The sequence below is a fragment of the Micromonospora sonchi genome, from assembly GCF_014646235.1.
GTDB classification, from domain to species: domain Bacteria; phylum Actinomycetota; class Actinomycetes; order Mycobacteriales; family Micromonosporaceae; genus Micromonospora; species Micromonospora sonchi.
Map to the genome: position 1 here is coordinate 1 of NZ_BMNB01000057.1, position 15,575 is coordinate 15,575.

A 15,575-nucleotide genomic window follows, 5' to 3' on the forward strand; every position below is an offset into this window, starting at 1 on the left:
AGCATCGCCAACAGCTCCTCGTACGAGGGCGGGACCTGCGGGACGGGCGACACACCATGATCATGCCAGCCGATCAACCAGAGTGGACCACCGGCCGCCGACTCACCTCAAGCTGAATACGTACGGCGCGACCGCTGCGAGAGGGTCTGCCGCGCCAAAGATGGCGGCACCCGCAGCTAGCACAATCCGCGGGTATCAAGGCCCCATCTGTGGTAGTAGCATCTACTGCGACCCCTCGACGACTCGGGATGACGTGGTGAATCCGTGGTTGCAGGTAGGGCTGTCGGTAGTCATCGGTTTGATGACGGCGGCGGGCGCCTTGATCGGAGTCCGGCTATCCGTGCGCGGCGCCGATCGAGCGACTGGACAGCGTGAATTGGCCGGGCGTCGAGAAGAGTGGTGGCGACGCTTTACCTGGGCGGCTGAGCTTGCGTTGGACGATGCTCCGGCGAAGCGTGTAACTGGATTGAAGCTACTCGCCAAGCTCGCGCAATCGGAGTTGGCAGAGCGCGACGAATGCCTTTTGCTCGACGTGTTCCAGGGGCGTGTACTCGACGAGCTATTGAGTGACCTGCCAGATAGCAGTAAAGGCGGTGATCGCTTTGACCGAGCAGCATGAAGTTACCGCAGAGCACGTGGCGGCAGCCCAACTTCGGATGGTCCTCGATAAGAAGCTCGGGCGAGAGACACCCGAGCCTATCAGGCGAATCGCGGCTGATCGCCGTAGCCGTCCAGCCGCTCGCCCAGTGATACCGCTCCAACGGGAAGAGCGGGCAGATTCACGGAACCGGACGGACGAAGCGCAAGACAAGCCGTCGAAACTGTCCGTAGGAGCCCCAGCATCGCAACAGGACCGGATAGAAGTAGTCATAGTCGATGACCAGCCGGCTGTCATTGAGGGAATTCGATGGTGGCTGGCTGCAGATTCACGGCTGGCTGTGGTCTCGACCGGTGATGATTTGGACGCGGTGTTGGCCGAGCATCCGAGGGCGGACGTTGTCGTGCTCGATCTTCAGCTACATGGGCGGTCTATGATCGACAAAGTTGCCGAGCTTAGCAATGCAGGGCAGCGTGTGGTGGTCTACGCCGAGGCCACCGACGCTGACACCATCTTGGCTACGCTGGATGCGGGCGCCGTTGCCTTTCTTGCCAAGCATGAGTTGCGAGAAGACTTCGTCAACACTGTGCTTGAAGCGGCCCAAGATCGGCCGTATGTGCCTCCAGCAATGGCCGGTGCGATTGTCGGAGACCGGCGTGCCGATCGGCCAGAGTTATCTGAGAGAGAGCGCGAGGCTCTGCTCCTCTGGTTCCAATCGATGTCGAGGGCTTCGGTAGCGCGCCGAATGGGCATTAGTCAACGCACGGTCGATGAGTACGTTCGGCGAGCCCGAATTAAGTACGCCCAAGCCGGTCGACCCGCGCAGACCAAATCGGCAATGCTCGCCCGAGCCGTAGCAGATGGTTTGCTTCATCCCCCACACGTAGGTGCGGAACACGAGGAGGCACCCGATTCCGTGGGTCAGCTTCCGCGTCCACCTTGACGACCGTAGACCGATTGCTTTACTCCCGTTGGCTGCATCGTCACGGCTACTGGAACAGCTATCGTCGCGAGCCTCGCTTTGCAGATCGGGGCTAATCGGCGAGGTGCTCCAGCACCGAGCGACGAAGAAGACCCGCTGACCAGCGCCGTTGAAGATCGCCGCCGACGCCGCCAGACCCGGCGGCGCCAGAACCGTAATGCGAAGGTTCGAGTAGTGCTTTGTCATGATCGGAGTTGGTCTCGGGGTTTTCGTTTGATTGGGAAGCGGGTTTTGCAGGTGGGGCAGGCGCCAGCCAGCCTGGCCAGGAGGGCTTGTAGTTCCCGCGCCGAACGCACCCGCCGCCGGGGCCGGTGGTGGCGTCTCGACGCTGGCCGGCGGGCCCTGCTCGCCCTGGCCCATCTCCGTAACGGCGACACTATCGCCCGCCTGGCCTGCGGCTTCGCGATCAGCGTCACCACGGCCTGGCGATACGTCCGGGAAGCCATCGGCCTGCTCGCCGCAGACGCGCCGGACCTCAACGGGGCGATCCGGCGCATCGGCCGGCTCGCGTACACGATTCTCGACGGCACCCTGATCCCGATCGACCGGATCGCGGATCAGAGGCCGTACTACTCCGGGAAACATAAGCGCCACGGAGTGAACGTGCAGGTCATCGCCGACTGCGCCGGACGCTTGGTCTGGGCCTCGCCTGCCCTGCCTGGTGCGGTGCATGACCTGACCGCCGCCCGTACCAACGGCCTGATCGACGCGCTGAACAGCGCGAACGTTATGACCTTCGCCGACAAGGCGTACCAGGGCGCCGGCGGCAGCGTCCGTACGCCGTTCAAGCGGCACCGTCACCGGCCCCGACTGTCCCGCCGACAGAAGACCGTCAACCGCCACCACGCCAAGATTCGCGCAATCGGCGAACGCGCCGTCGCCACCCTCAAGGGCTGGAAAGTCCTGACCAAGCTGCGCTGCTGCCCTCGACGCGCCACCGCGATCGTGCAGGCCATCCTCGTCCTACATCACGTCCAGACCAGCCGAAACCCACGATGAAAAGGGCCCAGCGACATCTCGGCCTGGTTGTATATGAGTGAGATCCAGTCGGGGAGAGCGTGCCGCATGGTGGGCCTCGATGCCGGCGAGCTGCAATGCGCTCACCCCACCACCGCGACGGTGGTCAACGCCATGGTGCCCGCGTCCGCGCAGACCGGATGGCAGTTGCTGCGCTCGTGCTGACCACAGATACCCGAACGGCCACCGAGGTCCGAGGCAAAAGTCGGTGATGCCGACGGCATCACTACCTGCCAACCGGACGTTGGGGGCTCACGATGATTGTGCAGTTGGCCGGGCTGCCCGGCACGGGCAGAAGCCGCCATCCTTGATCTCAACAGAGGATCTTGTAAACAACGCCGTCAGGGCATCGAGATAGGCACCGTGCTCCAGCACCTCGTGGTCGGCTCTGCTGAGCTGGCCGTATTCGTCGAGGAAGCTGTCGCGCAGGCCGGGCTGGACGGGCCAGATGCGGGTGGCGAGGCGTACGAGGTCGCGGGCGGGCAGGTCGTAGCGGCTGTGTTCGAAGTCGATCAGGCGGACGGCGCCGTCGTCGCCGTAGATCATGTTGCGGGGCATGAAGTCGAGATGGCAGGGCACGGTCGGTAGTGGTGCGAGGTCTTGGAGGGCTCGCATGTGGGCGCGTACCTCGGCGCGGGCGTCGGGCGTGATGCGGTCTCCGGCTCGGTGGATCCAGTACTCGGCGCGTTGGGCGAGCCAGGCCGTCCAGTCCGGCTTCAGCCTCGGTGGTCCGGCGGCGTGGAGCATCTTGAGTAGCCGCCCCGCTTGGCGGTAGGCGTCCTGCTCGGCCTCGGGGTCGAGTGTTCGCTGGTTGAGTGGGACACCTGGCAAGGCGGTGATGACGATCGCGGGCGGATCGTCGGCGGCTGCGAGTAGGCGGGACGCCCGGTCGCCGAGGGCCGGTACCCAGCTCCGGTAGGCGTGTATCTCCTGGGCGTGCCGTTCCTGGCTGCGGTGTGGTTTGACGATCACTTCCCCGTGCTCCGCGGTTGAGGCGCGGAGTACGTAGGTGCCCGCGTGGCCTCGGTGCCAGGTGACGGGTACTGCGTCGGTGTCGAGGAGGCGCCGGCAGAGTTGGAGGAGGTCGGCGCTGCTCATTGCTCGACTTCAAGGTGACGGGTGTCGTTGTGGGCGACGAGTTGCCAGATGGTGCGACCGAACCGGTTGGTCGGTCGCTGCCATCGGGTGATCGAGGCGTGGTCGCTGACGTAGCCGAGCCGTAGGCAGGCATTCCGGGGAAGTGTGAGGAGTAGGTTGTTGGCGGCCTCGATGGTCTCGCCGTGGGCGGCGACGAGGATCCGCTGGCCCTCGTGTCGGGCGAGGACCTGCTGTAGGGCTTTGATTGCCCGGTCGAGGTATTGGTTCCAGGTTTCGGATCCGTTGGCGTACGGGATGTTGGGGGCGTGTTGGGGTGGGCCCTGAAAGGCGGTTTTGACGTCCGTCCACGGGCGGCCGTCGGCGTCGCCGTGGTCGGGCCCGCGGAGTTCCGGCTCGACGGTGGGCGGTAGGTGGAGGGCCTGGGTGATGACCTCAGCGGTCTGGACTACCCGAAGTCGGGGCGTGGAATAGAAGGCCGCGTAGGGTCGGGTTGCGTGCTCGGCGGCCAGCCGGGCAGCGAGCCGGGTGACCTGGCGGCGTCCGCGGTCGGTCAGTCCGGTGCAGCCGTGTGCGCCGCCTACGATCCCGGCGACGTTGCAGGCAGCCTCGCCGTGGCGGGCGATGACGAGTTCGGTGGTGGGGGCCATCGGCAGGGCTCCTTCGGAGTGGTCAGGCTGGAGCGAACGGGTCGGGCCAGGGCCGGACGGTGGGCCATGGGTGTCGGTATCCGTTGGTGGCGAGGTACCGGAGCGTCAAGAGGCGGTGTAGTTCGGCGTATTGCCGCAGCTCGTCAAGGTCGCATCGGTTCGGGGCGATGGCGGTCCGGTAGGCGTCGACGCAGCTCGTCAGGGTGGATTGGTCGAGGCAGCCGTACGTCATGGAGGCGGTGACGAGTAGCCCGGCCAGGTCGTAGCCGAAGGGGGCGAGAGTGAGGTCGTCGAAGTCGACGACGGCGACGTCTTCGCCCTCAACGAGGTAGTTGCGGACGTTCGGATCCTTGTAGAAGGCCACCGCCTGGTCAACCCGATCGAGGACGGCGTCGAGCGCGGTCAGGTCGACGCCGGTGATGTGGGCGGCACGGTGCAGCGCTTGCCGACGCGGGCCGGCGAAGTGTGGAAGCACCAGCCCGGTCGCCGTGGTGTGGGCTTGGTCGAGGCGCGCGGTATGCAGTTCTCTCCGGTACGCGGTGTCGTGCAGCCGGCCGAGCGTGGCCGCCATGCGGGGCAGGTCCGCCACCTCGGGTGTCCGGCCCGGTAGCCGCTCGAAGACCAGGTGGTGCCTGGCCCGCGTCACCAGGCGGGGGAGGCGGACGCCGGACTTCAGCCCGGTGAGCCAGTCGTGGTGGGCCGCCGCTGCTGAGCAGCGTTGCGGATCGTCGTACCGCTTGATGAAGAGATTGCTGGTCATCGTCGTGCTGCCAGGGCGTAGCTGACGGTGGATCGGGTCAGGTACGGCGGTGCCGGTAGTCGTTCCCGGAGGATCGCGGCGAGGTCGCCCGGCGCACCGGCGAGGCGGATCCGGTACTTCGGGGTCGTGGCGAGGTATCGAGCGAGATGCGTGACGTCGGCGAATTCGAAGACGTGTTCCTCATGCAGGATGTCGAGCATCGTGAGGTGGGCGGCGGCGATGTCGAGCAGGTTGCGGCTGTGGAAGCTCTCGTAGAGGCTCGGCCGGCGAGCGGCGTTGGTGTCGAGGTCGGCGGTTTGGACGAGTTGATCGAGTTCGGCGTAGCTGTCCAGCGATTTGGTCGCCAGGACGGCGATGCCTCCGGGGCGGAGGCAGCGGGCGATCTCCGCGACCGCGTCGGCCGGTGCGGGCGAGTGATAGAGGCAAAACGCGGCCACCGCCGCGTCGGCCAGCGCATCGGGCAGCGGTAGGTGGTGGAAGTCGGCGCAGATCGCCGCGCCAGTTCGGCTGGCCTCGGCCAGCCGGGTACGGACGGTGGCCAGCAGCGCGGACGAGGCGTCGACAGCGATGAGGCGTCGGGGGCGGAGACGGTCGGAGATGCGGAGGGTGGTGGTGCCGCGTCCGCAGCCGATGTCGAGCACGACCGCGCCGGGTGGGGTGCGCTGAGCGACCAGGTCGACGATGACGTCGGCGCCGTCCCGTCCGGCGATCTTGGCTTCGCGTAGTGCGCGGGTGCGGTCTGCGAGCCGGTCGCTGGAACGGTAGAGGTCACCGCGAACCAGATCTGGATCAAGGAACGGGTTAGCCGACATGGGTCGTCTCCCATGCCGCGTCGGTCAGGTCATCGGCTGGGCTTGTTGACGTATCCGTTCGATCAGTTGATTGGCTTGGCGGCGGCTGGTGAGCGAGATCAGTCGAATGTGCGGCCCGTGTTCTCGGATGAGGTTCTGGACACGGGGTCGCATGGTGCGCCGGTAGCCGAGGATGTACCGGACGAAGTTCCAGGTGATCCGGTCGTAGACACCGTCGGCCTGGTGCTGGCCACCCCGGTAGCGTCGACGTCGCTGGGCGATGCCCCAGAGGCAGGTGGCGGCGGGAAGGTCGAGGAAGATCACGGTGTCGGCGGCGGCCAGCCGGATCGGCAGGGTGCCGGCGTAGTTGCCTTCGATGATCCAGCGCTCGCCGGTGACAAGTTTCTCCTGCTTGGCAGCGAACTCCTCCTGCGGCAGCGGGTTCCACTGCTCGTCGTAGAAGATCGCGTCGAGGTGGGTCAGCGGCGCGTCGAGGATCTGGGCGAGCTGCCGGGCAACGGTCGACTTGCCGCTGCCGCCGCAGCCGATGATGGCGATCCTGTCCATGGTCCTCCAGGGTAAGGGCGGTGCGGGGTGAGGTTGGGCTGACACGGCGGGTCATGACGGCACCGGTTCCGGATGGCGTAGGAGACGATCGAGCACGCCGAGCTGGGTGGAAAGCCGGAACGGGTCAAGACGGCGCAGGCAGTCGTCGATCAGGTCGGCATGATTGTTGGTCCTGGCGATCTCGGCGAGCCAGCCGACCCGATGCCGTACGTCGATGGCGTGCCTGACGTGCAGGCTCGCCGGTACGAGTTTGGCGGCACCGCGGACACCGGTGGGCAGCAGAGGCACGCAACCGGCGAGGACCGCTTCGAAGATCCGTTGGGTGATCTGGCCGGCTTCGGCGTAACGGCCGGGGAGCAGCAGCACCGTGGCGAGTGCGTCGGCGTGGATCTCGGCGACCTGTGGGAACGGGACCCGGCCGACGAAGTTGAGGCCGGGCCAACGGTGAGTATTGTTCCACTTGCCGGCGATCAGGTGCGGCAGGTGTGCGGCGGCGGGAGCGAAGAAGGTGTCGAAGGCCTCGTCACGGTCGTACTGGTTGCCGACGTAGACCAGCGGCGTCGAGCGGTTCTGGGCAGCGAGCATGGTGGGATCGGCGCTATCGAGGATCGCGTCGGCGACGGGGAAAAGCAGCGGCGTCGCTCCTGGGCTCGGGCGCATGGCCGCTTCGCAGATGGTGACGTTGCCGGTCCGGCGAAGCGGATCCGCCGGGTCGAGCTGCCTGTCCTTGTCCCAGAGGATCGTCGGAGTGCCGAGCCGGTGGGTGTAGTGGGCGATGAGTTCGGCCTGCCGGTGCAGGTCGCAGGTATGTCCGGGCCGACCGCACGGGGTGGTGTTGCGGCCGGCGATGGGCCAGCGCCATTCGAGGAACAACGCGTCGAGCTCGGGTAGGCCGACATCCCACCGGTAGCTGCTGGTGAGGTCGAGGCCGGCGTCGCAGAGGTCGCGATTGGGCTGGAGGAACACGATGTCGTGGCCGGCCTGGCGAAGCCCGTCAACCAGGGGCCGGCGGTGACTGCGCCCGCCGTCGGGGGTGTCGACAACGCCGGAGCCGAGAAAACCCCAGAAACTGTAGCCGATCAGCACTTCGTCACCCACCAGCCTTCGATGAGCAGGGCGTCCAGACCGGTCCCGACGAGGCAGTCCAGGGCCATGTTCGGGGTGCCGCAAATCGGTTCGCCCTTGATGTTCAACGAGGTGTTGATCAGCACCGGATGTCCGGTGATCTCGCCGAAGGCGGTCAGCACGTTCGCGAGGAACGGGTGCTGCATTCGGGTCACGGTCTGAACCCGGGCGGTGCCGTTGCCGTGCACGATCGCAGGTAGATCGGCCCGGGCCAGTTCGGTGACCGGTGCGGCGATGGACATGAACGGCGAGGGCTGGCGAAGCCGCACATAGTCGGCGGCCTTGTCGGCGAGGACCATCGGAGCGAAAGGGCGGAACGGCTCGCGGAACTTCACCGTGCCGTTCAACCGGTCCACGACCTCGTGGGCGAAAGGCGACGCGAGGATGGACCGGTTACCCAGCGCGCGTGGCCCGGCTTCCAGAGGGCCGGTGAAGAGTCCGACGATCGCCCCGTCGGCGAGTTGCCGGGCGAGGTGCTGGACCGGCTCGGCCGGGCGTGCGGCGGCCAGGCCGGGCCGTGGCTCGGCAGGTAGGGCCAGGCCCGGGTAGGCCGGGCCGAGGTAGCAGCGCCTGCCAATGCCGGTGGGTGGGCGGCCGGTGACGTCGAGCCAGGCGGCTGCGGCAGCGCCGATCGCGGTGCCCGAATCTCCTGGCGCGGGCGGGATGTGGATCTCATCGGCAATGCCGGCCTGGGCAATCTGCCCTGCGGCGACACAGTTCATCGCGACGCCGCCGCCGAGACAGAGCAGACCAGAGCCGGTCAGCCGCGCGGCTCGCCTGGCCAGGTGCAGCATGACCTGCTCGGTGCGTTCCTGTAGGGCGGCAGCGACGTCGGCGTGCACCGGTTCGACCGGGGCGTCCGGTGGTCGGGGCGGGCAGGCTGCGGCGGTGAACGCCGGGCTCGTCCGGCGGTACCGGCTGGACAGCACCCGCAGCGGAAACAGGCTCGGATCGAGAGTGAACCCGTCCGTGGTCAGTCGGATCGCGCGGAACATCAGGTCACGGAAGCGTGCCGGGTCGCCAAGGGCGGCCAGCGCCATGACGGTGCCTTCCTCGTCGCCGCGCCGCCACCCGAGGTGCTCGGTCACGGCGCCATACGCGTAACCGAGCGACGCCGGATCCCTGACGGACTCGGCCAGACGGAGGCGGAAGGGCTGCTCATCGTGGTGTGTGGCGTGCCAGATCGTGGTGGTCTGCAGTTCGCCGAGACTGTCCACCACCAGGACCGCCGCATCGTCAACCTCGGCGGCGAGGAAGGCATAGAGGGCGTGTGCACGATGGTGCAGCACGGGGACGAGCCGAGCGAACGGGAACCTTTGCGACAGATCCCGCATGCGCGCCCGGTAGCGGCGCTGCACGGTGCGGAAGCTGCGTGCGCGTGGAATAGCCCGACTGCGGGTCGAGGTCCCCACCAAGTGAGCGGGAAGTTGACCGAGCGCCGACAGGTAGCGGCCACCGTCAAAGTTGTACGCCACCGTCGTCACGTCGTCAGCGGTGAGACCGGCCTGGTCGAGGAGCCAGGCCACGGCTTCGGCCGGATACGCCTTGCTGTGCTTGACCCCGTCGAGGCGTTCCTCTTCGGCGAAGCCGATCAGGTGGCCGTTGACCAGGAGCGCCGCAGCCGAGTCGTGGGTGAAGGCGCAGAGCCCAAGCACCACCTCGGCATCATGTGCGGACCGCTGCGCGCCCATCACCGGCCGCCGGACGTGCGCGAGGTGAGGTGGTCGTACCAGGTCACCAGGGCATGGCCGAGCGGATCGGAAGTATCGGCGGCGATCTTGCGTGCCTGGTCGCGCTCACTGGATTTCCAGGCACGGTAGCTGGCGAGAGTCCGGCCAAAGGCATCCCAGGTCGAACCATCGCCAGGGCCACTGTTGCCAGAAATCACGCATTCGATGAGGGCATCGAGGTCGGGCCAGGGCACGGCGACCGGATCCAGTTCCGCAGTGCCCTCGGCGCCCTGCAGGGAAGCGGCGGCTGCCTCTACGTTGTCGGCGTACAGGTGCAGGGAGTCGACGTGGTGGTGGTATTCGCCCAGCTCGACGCCGAGCCAGCCCGCCATCAACTCGTGGATCAGCGTGGTTGTGAAAATGTCGTACGGAAAGCCGAGCCACAGGTCCTGGCTGCGCATGCTGGTGTGCATGATCAGCCGCCCGTCCCGGATGAAGAACCGGTACCCGAGAGTGCACGGCACGTCGCGGTAACCCCGATGGTCGCGAGAGGGGTCGTACAGCTGGATCACCCCTCGTCGTGAGTCCCGGTCCTTGAGCAGCTGCTGCCGTACCGCGTCGAGCTGGTCGATCTGGTCGTCCCATCGGCGCAGCCGCGGCCCATACGCGCCGCGCAGCACACCGTCGTCGGCGTATATGCGCAGCCGGTCGTTGTAGTCGAAGATCCAGGGAGCGTCGGAACCGGAAAGGATCCAGAGCGCCTCCGCGACCGCGAAGGCGGGATTGATCACCCTGACAGGTGGCACGTCGACGAGCCGCCGCCGGGGATTCGTGAGGCACAGGTGCGCTCCGACCACCTCGGTCGTGGTGAGGTCACGCGGACAGACGACGCGACCGTTGAGCAGTACGGCCTGGCATGCGGCGGTGAACAGCTCACTTGCCGAGCCTGCGGTCAGCACGATCATGTGTAACTCCCTTGTACAGGTCAGGAGGCGAAGGCGGCGAGACGATCGCCGGAGAGGTTGACCAGCCAGGTGGCCTGGCGGGTAAGGCCCTCACGGAGCCCGACAGTGGGCCAATAGCCGAGTAGCCGGCCAGCGCGGGTGAGGTCGGCCGCGGTCGCGGCCACGTCGCCGGGTTGAGCGGACACAACCTGCACCGGCACCTCGCGGCCAGTGACCTTGGCCGCTTCGTCGATCACCGTCAGCATCGAGACGCTGGCACCGCCGCCGATGTTGATGACCTCGGCTCGGCCATCGAGGTGACCGGCGGCGAGGGTCGCGGCGATGACATCCCCGACGTAGGTGAACTCCCGTCGCTGGCTTCCGTCGCCGAAGAGCGTGACCGGAAAACCGGTGTAGGCGGCGAACAAGACCCGGCCAATCGCCATATCCGGACGCTGCCGAGGCCCGTACACCGTGAAGTAGCGCAGCGCCACGACACTCAGTGGGCTTTCGGCTCGCCGGGCGTAGGCGAGACAGAGTTGCTCGGCGGCGAGCTTGCTCACCCCGTACGGAGATGCGGGGCACGTCGGGTCGTCTTCGCGGCTGGGCTGATTGGCCGGCCCGTAGACGCTCGACGACGAGGCGACGACCAACCGGCGTACGCCTTGGCGGGCGCAGGTATCGAGCAACCGGTGCGTGCCGAGGACGTTGGCCTGGGTGTAGTCGAGGAACTCGCGGCCCCACGAGGGCCGAACGCCGGGTCGTGCGGCGAGGTGGAAGACGGTGTCGCAACCAGCCACGGCCTCGTCGAGCGGGTCGGCGGCCAGATCCAGGCAGCAGGAGGAGAAGAGAGGACTGGCGGCGGCGCCAGCCAGGTTCTCGTCCGCCAATGGATGCTCGCCGAGTCGACGACGGTCCAGGCCGACGACCGTGACGCCTCTGGCCAGCAAGGCGTCGACCAGGTGTGAGCCGATGAAGCCGGCGGCACCGGTAACCAGGACACGAGACATCATCGATGCCCTTCCTTTCGCATGGTCTGCTCGAAAAGCCGCTGCCAGACGTGGTTGAACAGGGGCGGGTCGACGCGCGGGAGATCCACTCGCTCGGCCATAAGCACGGGTTCAGGGCGGACCGGTCTGGCGGAAGTGTTGGGAGTCGCTGCGGTGGCATGGCGGGAGATGTAGAGAGTCATCGCCGCCGCGCCCCGATGTGTGCCGTACCGTGTTCGGGCTGGTGTGGCTGGCTGTCGGGCGTGCGGCATCGGCGGCCGGTGTGGCGGACCCGCCCGGAGTCTGGCGGGTCCGCAACCGGGAGGCGGCGAGTGGGAAAGTCTCGCCGGTCGCTCGCCTGCGCAGCCTCGATGGCAGTACGCGGGCGCGGAGTCAACCTCACGGCACCAAAGCCGGCCGCCGTCGCGGCAATCGGATCCGGCCGGGGCGACGCAGTATCGGGTCTGTGCGACGTGTCCACCATGAACCTCATGCCGTTGACGGGACTGGTCGGCGACCACCGAGGCCAGCCCAGAGCAGGCGGCTTCGATGTTCCGCAATAGCGAACCGTCCGCGGCAACGGACCGGTACCGTCCACCACCCGTCCAATCGCAACCGGGTGGTGACGACCCGTAGCCGGATTGGCTAGCGTGAGCGATGTCGACAGGCGATGCCCGGAGGTGCGCGATGGCGGGACGGCGCTACCCCTCGAACCGGCGGCTAGCGTGGGAGAGGCTCCAACGCGGGTGGTCCTACGAGGAGGTCACCGAACGCATTCGCACCGAGATGAGTCGCGCCGGAGAAACCGACACCGGGCTCAACGCCAACACCGTCCGGCGGTGGGAGATCGGCGAGCGGTGGCCGGATCCGCGGTACCGCAAACACCTGGTCGCGATCTTCGGCAAGCCGGCCAGTGATCTTGGCCTTCTCACCCCCGACGAGCTGGCCGTACGCCCCGACACGGAAGCACTGCACGAGTTCAGGAGGTTGTGGGACATGCTCACTGGAGAGGACAACGGCAACGGTTGGAACCGCGCATCCGTGCTACGTGCGCTGGTCGGTGCCAGCATGCTGCCCCTGGTTGCGCCCTTGCTGTCCCTTGACCCGGAAGCCGCACACGCCGACGGCAAGACCATCGACCCCGACTCGTACCGGCAGATCGTGCGCTGCCAACGCGAGCTGTACTGGACCAGCCCGGCCCGGCCGCTCTACGAGGCCGCCTACGCCCACACCCAGCTCGGCATCGGGCTCCTGCGCGCTGCCACCGGTGCCAGCCGGACCAGCCTTGCCTCCGCTCTCGCGGAGTCCGCGCTGCTCACCGCCCGACTCGCCTTCTTCGACCTCAGCCAACCCGCCATCGCCGAACGCTGCTACGACGTCGCCCTCGCCGCCACCCGCGAAGCCGGCGACCACGCTCTGGCCGCCGCCGTCCTCGGCCACATGGCGTTCGTCCCAGCCTTCGGCCACCAGCCGGCCAACGCTCGGCCGCTGATCGACGCGGCTCTCCAGCACACCTGGCACGGCGTCAGCCCCATGGTCCGGTCATGGCTGCACTGCGTCGCCTCAGAAGTGGAGGCGCGTGCCGGAGCCGCAGCCGCCAGCCGTCGCCACATCGACCTTGCGGCAGGCGCGGTCGACAGTGACGGCACACCGCCCGAATGGCTCGACTTCTACGACAACGGCCGCCTGCACTCGTTCGCTGGTTACGCGGCCCTAGCCGGCGGCGACCACAACGAAGCCGCTAACCAGCTCAACCAGGCACTCGCCGCGCTCTCCACCGACGCCAAGCAGCGCAGCGTCGTGCTCGCCGACCTCGCCACGGCTCATGGTCGCGACGGCGACCGGGCCGCTGGCTACCTCAATCAGGCCGTCGACGCCCTGCAAGACGACTGGTACGGCGTCGGTCTCGACCGGGTCCGAGCCGTCCGTCCCATGCTCGGCGACAGCCGACACGGCACCCTGCTGGACGAACGCGTCGCCGCCCTCACCGCCGGCCGCGCCGCGCTGCCGGGTAGTTAGCGCGCCGACTCGTTGTGCTTGCGCACGAGGTCAGGCAGCTCGGCCAGCGAGTCAAGCTGGAACAGGCACCGGTCGCTGACCGCCTTGTCGCCAAGGATGTAACCCCAAGGACCGCGACGGACCAGGGCGGTCGCGATACCCGCCTCCTGCGCCGGCCGGATGTCGTTGTCCAACCGGTCCCCGACGTAGAGCACCTGACCAGCCGAGCAACCTGCCTCGGCGATCACTCTGTCGAAGAACGCGGCGGAGGGCTTTTCCACACCCCAGCCGTCCGAGGTGCCGATCACGTCGACCGGCAGGTCCAAGGCCCGCAGGATGTTCTCCGCCCGCGCCGTCTGGTTACCGGCCAGGCCAACCTGCAGCCCCGACTCGCGTAGCGCGGCCAGGCACGGTCGGGCATCCGGATAGAGATCCTCCTCGGTAAAGGACTCCGGCTGTCCCACCGCCGTCCGGCGCTCCCGCTCCTCGGCCAAGTCGAAACCCGGCCGGAAGACCTGGAACGTCTCCCGGTAGTCAAGGCCACGAGCGATGACCGCCCCGAAGACTGCCGAGAAGGTGTGGCGCGGTACCCCGAGCCAGTCCGCCCACGTGCCGTACTCCCGGGACTCGTCGACGATGGTCTCGCCCACATCGAAGAACACGCTCGCGATCACTAGGCGATTGTGCCCGGTGGTCCCATCGGGATCAACGTGCACCGCGAGCCGGGGGCGGTGCTGAGGCTGTCATCTGCGGCGATGGTGATTGTTCGACGATCCGGTCGTGGCCCTGCCGCAGGCTGCCGCGGCCAGCGCGCCGCTGAGACAGTTCTTACTTCGGCAGCAACCGGTAGCTCCGCCACTCCTGACCTGCCACGCGCACCGCGTTCAAGGTGCAGTGCGGCGGACTACCTGCTTGAGGTCGCGAGTCCGTCCTCGAGGTAAACGCCGCCACGCCCGATCGCGGCGACCGCTGCGGCAACCCGCCGAACCAACCGAGGAATCAACACCTCGCCGAGGCGCTCCGGCTCGACGAACTCGAACCGAGCCAACTCGTCGGGGCACAGGCGGATTGTCGCGATCTGGTCCGCCGTCAGCACTCCGCCGTCGAACACGAACATGAGTCCGCCATCCCATGGCGGGCTCGCCGGCACCCAGTCAACGCACAGCAGTGCTCCTGCGGACACCGACAGACCCAGTTCCTCCCGGACCTCGCGCGCACACGCGTGCGCCGGGGACTCGTCCGGTTCCACCATTCCGCCGGGGATCTCCCACACCTCCTTGTACGTTGGGTGGACCACTAACACCCGACCGGCCTCGTCACGCAGGACGATGCCGGCGGCCGCGCGTCACGTTGGCGATGTAGGAAAGATCAGGTTCGGTCTGTGTCTCGGCCACGCGACCGACCCTACGGGCTCGTCTTGTGTGCTTCGGCCGGATCGGGCGGGTCGGGCGACCGTAGTGCGGCGAAGGGCTGTCGGTACACCAGCGCCCAGTACGCCCGCCCGGCCGAGACAACGCCGGGTGCGGCTGTCCGACGGCCGGGGGCAGTGCTATCGGCGTACAGATCCGAGGGCAGAGGAAGGTACGGCTGCAAGTGCATCGGCGCCGAGTTCCGTCTACGTCCGGCGACTCGCTGCCTGACCAGGCCGCGATCCAAGTCAGTGACCTTCCGTGACGGGTGTTGCTGAGCCAGCCGGCGCCTTGGCGTGCGGATAGCCGAATTGAGTGCGTTGGTATGGCGGGCGATGTAGAGGTGTTTCTGTCGGTTCAGCGGAAGGCGATTACCGCTCCGATAGCGGCGGTGGCTGGTACGAAAAGCTCTCCGGACGCTGCTCGGCACAGCGGGACCTCGTTGGCTTGTAGGAGGTTCTTCGTCGCGGCTAGGTCGCGGACTGCGACGGTGTAGGCGACGAGGGCGGGCAGTGCTGGTGGTTGCTGTCCGGGCAGAAGCTCGGCGAGGCCGGATGCCGGCACCAGGGTCAGCGTTGCGGTGCCGAGATCAAACACGTAACCATGCCCGTTGCCTGTGGGCGTGCGGTCAAGGTAAGCCTCGTAGCGGGTACGGACGGCGTCCAGCTCAAGGTCGGCGATGCAGAGCATGGCATCGACGAGCGCGACGGCGCCGTTGGGATGGTCGACCGCCCGGGAGCTCTGGATTTCGGGATCCAGATCCGCGACGACACCGATCCTGCCTTCGGCCTCCACGCCCGGATGCGCGCCGTCGATCTCTAGATATCGGACTGTTTCGACTTCGGGGCCAACTCAGGGCTATTGCGTAGTCGGGTTACTCCTGGTTACGGCATCGATGAGTTCTGTAGATCGTCGGTTGGCGCGTCGGGTAGCTCGGGCGATGTTGGGTTCGCCATTGCTGCGGTGGTAGCCGATGGAGG

General features: G+C 67.4%; 16 protein-coding genes and 1 pseudogene. 4 read left to right on the forward strand and 13 right to left on the reverse strand.

Annotated features, from left to right (window positions below; genetic code table 11):
* The first annotated feature begins 256 nt into the window (after positions 1–256).
* From IEY61_RS30290 to IEY61_RS30300, 3 genes are all read left to right on the forward strand, one after another.
* Positions 257–619: a hypothetical protein gene (locus tag IEY61_RS30290; RefSeq protein ID WP_229706603.1), complete on the forward strand. Its 363-nt coding sequence runs from the start codon at positions 257–259 to the stop codon at positions 617–619.
* A 202-nt stretch (positions 620–821) separates the two neighbouring features.
* Positions 822–1,541, forward strand: coding sequence for a response regulator (locus tag IEY61_RS30295; protein ID WP_308424605.1), 720 nt, complete (start codon positions 822–824; stop codon positions 1,539–1,541).
* Positions 1,542–1,838: 297 nt separating this feature from the next.
* Positions 1,839–2,579, forward strand: a complete 741-nt coding sequence (locus tag IEY61_RS30300) for a transposase family protein (RefSeq protein WP_229706612.1) — start codon at positions 1,839–1,841, stop codon at positions 2,577–2,579.
* 270 nt (positions 2,580–2,849) lie between these two features.
* Here the strand turns inward: IEY61_RS30300 and IEY61_RS30305 are convergent, their stop codons facing one another.
* Genes IEY61_RS30305 through amcA form a run of 10 tightly spaced genes read right to left on the reverse strand, consistent with a single transcriptional unit; the run spans position 2,850 to position 11,460 of the window.
* Positions 2,850–3,695, reverse strand: coding sequence for a phosphotransferase enzyme family protein (locus IEY61_RS30305; RefSeq protein ID WP_189050656.1), 846 nt, complete (start codon positions 3,693–3,695; stop codon positions 2,850–2,852).
* Positions 3,692–4,342, reverse strand: a complete 651-nt coding sequence (locus IEY61_RS30310) for a histidine phosphatase family protein (RefSeq protein ID WP_189050658.1) — start codon at positions 4,340–4,342, stop codon at positions 3,692–3,694. Before IEY61_RS30310 ends, IEY61_RS30305 begins: the two co-directional genes overlap by 4 nt.
* A gap of 22 nt (positions 4,343–4,364) precedes the next feature.
* Positions 4,365–5,102, reverse strand: coding sequence for a phosphotransferase (locus tag IEY61_RS30315; protein ID WP_189050660.1), 738 nt, complete (start codon positions 5,100–5,102; stop codon positions 4,365–4,367).
* Positions 5,099–5,914, reverse strand: a complete 816-nt coding sequence (locus tag IEY61_RS30320) for a class I SAM-dependent methyltransferase (protein ID WP_189050662.1) — start codon at positions 5,912–5,914, stop codon at positions 5,099–5,101. The genes IEY61_RS30315 and IEY61_RS30320 overlap by 4 nt, the downstream gene beginning before the upstream one ends.
* Before the next feature lie 24 nt (positions 5,915–5,938).
* Positions 5,939–6,460, reverse strand: a complete 522-nt coding sequence (locus IEY61_RS30325; protein ID WP_189050664.1) for a P-loop NTPase family protein — start codon at positions 6,458–6,460, stop codon at positions 5,939–5,941.
* A 51-nt stretch (positions 6,461–6,511) separates the two neighbouring features.
* Entirely contained in the window at positions 6,512–7,558 is a 1,047-nt protein-coding gene (locus tag IEY61_RS30330; RefSeq protein ID WP_229706607.1) for a CgeB family protein, read from the reverse strand.
* Positions 7,540–9,243 carry a carbamoyltransferase family protein gene (locus tag IEY61_RS30335; RefSeq protein ID WP_229706609.1) on the reverse strand — a complete coding sequence of 568 codons (1,704 nt, stop codon included), beginning with the start codon at positions 9,241–9,243 and terminating at the stop codon, positions 7,540–7,542. The genes IEY61_RS30330 and IEY61_RS30335 overlap by 19 nt, the downstream gene beginning before the upstream one ends.
* A 32-nt stretch (positions 9,244–9,275) precedes the next feature.
* Positions 9,276–10,220, reverse strand: a complete 945-nt coding sequence (locus IEY61_RS30340; protein ID WP_189050668.1) for a thymidylate synthase — start codon at positions 10,218–10,220, stop codon at positions 9,276–9,278.
* A 20-nt stretch (positions 10,221–10,240) separates the two neighbouring features.
* Positions 10,241–11,212, reverse strand: coding sequence for an NAD-dependent epimerase/dehydratase family protein (locus tag IEY61_RS30345; protein ID WP_229706610.1), 972 nt, complete (start codon positions 11,210–11,212; stop codon positions 10,241–10,243).
* A complete protein-coding gene (gene amcA, locus IEY61_RS32250) occupies positions 11,209–11,460 on the reverse strand; it encodes a multiple cyclophane-containing RiPP AmcA (RefSeq protein ID WP_373293246.1) in 252 nt (83 codons plus the stop codon). Before amcA ends, IEY61_RS30345 begins: the two co-directional genes overlap by 4 nt.
* Before the next feature lie 415 nt (positions 11,461–11,875).
* Here amcA and IEY61_RS30350 point away from each other — a divergent pair, with 415 nt between their 5' ends.
* Entirely contained in the window at positions 11,876–13,207 is a 1,332-nt protein-coding gene (locus IEY61_RS30350) for a helix-turn-helix domain-containing protein (RefSeq protein ID WP_189050670.1), read from the forward strand.
* On the opposite strand, the gene IEY61_RS30355 is transcribed toward IEY61_RS30350, so the two are convergent.
* The 3 genes and pseudogenes from IEY61_RS30355 to IEY61_RS30365 form a co-directional block, all read right to left on the reverse strand.
* Positions 13,204–13,860: an HAD family hydrolase gene (locus IEY61_RS30355; RefSeq protein ID WP_189050672.1), complete on the reverse strand. Its 657-nt coding sequence runs from the start codon at positions 13,858–13,860 to the stop codon at positions 13,204–13,206. The two genes, IEY61_RS30350 and IEY61_RS30355, sit on opposite strands and share 4 nt — an antisense overlap.
* 230 nt (positions 13,861–14,090) lie before the next feature.
* Positions 14,091–14,519 (reverse strand): annotated as a pseudogene (locus tag IEY61_RS30360) (NUDIX domain-containing protein); the annotation flags it as partial.
* Between the two features lie 433 nt (positions 14,520–14,952).
* The gene (locus IEY61_RS30365; RefSeq protein WP_189050674.1) at positions 14,953–15,390 is read right to left on the reverse strand and encodes a hypothetical protein; all 438 of its coding nucleotides are present in this window, start codon (positions 15,388–15,390) and stop codon (positions 14,953–14,955) included.
* Between the last annotated feature and the right edge of the window lie 185 nt (positions 15,391–15,575).

Bases quoted from the DNA above. Each gene is read 5' to 3' on its own strand.
- IEY61_RS30325 (WP_189050664.1), bottom strand. From the start codon at position 6,460: ATGGACAGGATCGCCATCATCGGCTGCGGCGGCAGCGGCAAGTCGACC.
- IEY61_RS30340 (WP_189050668.1), bottom strand. From the start codon at position 10,220: ATGATCGTGCTGACCGCAGGCTCGGCAAGTGAGCTGTTCACCGCCGCA.
- IEY61_RS30345 (WP_229706610.1), bottom strand. From the start codon at position 11,212: ATGATGTCTCGTGTCCTGGTTACCGGTGCCGCCGGCTTCATCGGCTCA.
- IEY61_RS30320 (WP_189050662.1), bottom strand. From the start codon at position 5,914: ATGTCGGCTAACCCGTTCCTTGATCCAGATCTGGTTCGCGGTGACCTC.
- IEY61_RS30315 (WP_189050660.1), bottom strand. From the start codon at position 5,102: ATGACCAGCAATCTCTTCATCAAGCGGTACGACGATCCGCAACGCTGC.
- amcA (WP_373293246.1), bottom strand. From the start codon at position 11,460: ATGCCGCACGCCCGACAGCCAGCCACACCAGCCCGAACACGGTACGGC.
- IEY61_RS30305 (WP_189050656.1), bottom strand. From the start codon at position 3,695: ATGAGCAGCGCCGACCTCCTCCAACTCTGCCGGCGCCTCCTCGACACC.
- IEY61_RS30350 (WP_189050670.1), top strand. From the start codon at position 11,876: ATGGCGGGACGGCGCTACCCCTCGAACCGGCGGCTAGCGTGGGAGAGG.
- IEY61_RS30310 (WP_189050658.1), bottom strand. From the start codon at position 4,342: ATGGCCCCCACCACCGAACTCGTCATCGCCCGCCACGGCGAGGCTGCC.